Below are 1,731 nucleotides of genomic sequence, written 5' to 3' on the forward strand. Positions count from 1 at the left end.
GCTGGCAGACCATCTGAAGCGCTCATCAAAACTGTTCATGGATGAGACGACAGCCCCGGTGCTGGACCCGGGGCGCGGCACGACAAAAACTGGATATCTCTGGGCGCTGGCCCGCGATGATAGGCCCTGGGGCGGCGATGACCCGCCTGGCGTAGTCTACTTTTACGCCCCCGGTCGGGCGGGGGAGAATGCCGAAAATTTCCTCACAGGCTTCAATGGCATCCTGCAAATCGACGGCTATACTGGCTACAATCGGCTGACCAAACCCTCGCGCAAGGGCGGCGTGCCCATTCGGGTGGCGCATTGCTGGGCGCATGCGCGGCGTAAGCTCAAGGAAGTATTTGACCGCGACGGATCAGAGATCGCGGCCGAAGGTCTGCGTCGCATCGCCGAGTTCTACGCCGTCGAGGCCGACATCCGTGGCATCTCGCCCGGTCAGCGTCTCTCTGCCCGACAATCCCGAGCTGCGCCATTGGTGGCGGCCTTCGGTGACTGGCTGCAGGCACAACGCCGCAAGATCTCCGCCAAATCCCGGCTGGGCGAAAAGCTGACCTACATCCATAACCATTGGGACGGGTTGCAAACATTCCTGACCGACGGCCGCGTCGAGATCGACTCCAACAGGGTTGAAAACCTGATCCGCCCCATCGCCCTCAATCGTAAAAACGCACTCTTCGCGGGCCATGACGAAGGCGGAATCGCCTGGGGCCGCATCGCCTCCCTGATCGAAACCTGCAAGATCAATGGCATCGAGCCCTTCGCCTACTTGAAGGCAACCCTGACCGCGATCGCCAATGGCCATCCTCAAAGCCGCATCGACGATCTGCTGCCATGGAACTTCAGGCCGTCAAGCTGAGTTGAACGTGCTGCCCAGCGACCGCTTACCGATCATCAGCAGGCACTCGAAAACATTAGCCCAGATCCAGACACAGGCTCTATTCGCAAAAAGGCCGAGGTTGCGAACGAAAAGGAAGAAAACTCCCTGATGAAGTTCGACGATGCCGTTTTGGAACTGAAGCTGCGTACAAGTCTCGACTCTTATTTCCTTAGGGAGGCCCTTTCCAATGAAATCAAAGAGCCAACCGACACACTGCGCTATGCGAGACAGATCTATTGATGGCCAAAGCGTCCGGCCGAGAAAGGGAAGCGCTGGCGGCTAAGGGCTAAGGGCTAAGGGCTAAGGGCCACTCCACTTCAAGTACTGCTGACTTCAAGCATCCCGCAGCGTTGGTCACTTTGGGCCTTATCAGTGAAGTCGCCGCGGTTTGCTTGAAGGCCAAGTCTATCATCCGGCTCACCCAGATTTTCGCGAGTTACTCGCTAAATGGGTGGAGTGCGGGCTCAATCCGTACTGGCGCGGTTGAGTGCGGGTTTGGCTACTAAGGCACTGGATTCTCACGCAGTTTGGGTAGTTTTGTTGACCTATTGTTGACCTGGGTTTTGGACATGCAAAAGCCGCCCCGGAGGGCGGCTGTTAGCGTCTTGATAATGCTTAGTAATTTGGTTGCGGGAGTAGGATTTGAACCTACGACCTTCAGGTTATGAGCCTGACGAGCTACCGAGCTGCTCCATCCCGCGCCGATTTGGGTCATCGCGATTGCGTAGGGCCCATTGGTACCCCAAAATATTTTTGTTTTGGGGATTTTGTTTGTATCGTTTTGAGAGGTTACGTTTCTTACTAGGTTTGGCGGTGACCTACTCTCCCACGTCTTAAGACGCAGTACCATTGGC

Annotated in this window: 2 protein-coding genes and 1 tRNA gene; 2 read left to right on the plus strand and 1 reads right to left on the minus strand. The window is 56.5% G+C overall.

Features of this window, described 5'->3' with window-relative positions; translation table 11 throughout:
• Together tnpC and AKU79_RS19835 are read left to right on the plus strand one after the other, a co-directional pair.
• The coding region (gene tnpC / locus AKU79_RS02430; RefSeq protein ID WP_156209406.1) for an IS66 family transposase at positions 1–856 on the plus strand (856 nt) is incomplete at its 5' end.
• Positions 857–985: 129 nt separating this feature from the next.
• Positions 986–1,117: a hypothetical protein gene (locus tag AKU79_RS19835; RefSeq protein ID WP_269430749.1), complete on the plus strand. Its 132-nt coding sequence runs from the start codon at positions 986–988 to the stop codon at positions 1,115–1,117.
• A 384-nt stretch (positions 1,118–1,501) separates the two neighbouring features.
• Here AKU79_RS19835 and AKU79_RS02435 read toward each other — a convergent pair.
• Positions 1,502–1,578 (minus strand) — tRNA-Met (locus AKU79_RS02435).
• Between the last annotated feature and the right edge of the window lie 153 nt (positions 1,579–1,731).

The organism is Pseudorhodobacter wandonensis (assembly GCF_001202035.1).
Lineage (GTDB): Bacteria > Pseudomonadota > Alphaproteobacteria > Rhodobacterales > Rhodobacteraceae > Pseudorhodobacter > Pseudorhodobacter wandonensis.

Bases quoted from the DNA above. Each gene is read 5' to 3' on its own strand.
- AKU79_RS19835 (WP_269430749.1), top strand. From the start codon at position 986: ATGAAGTTCGACGATGCCGTTTTGGAACTGAAGCTGCGTACAAGTCTC.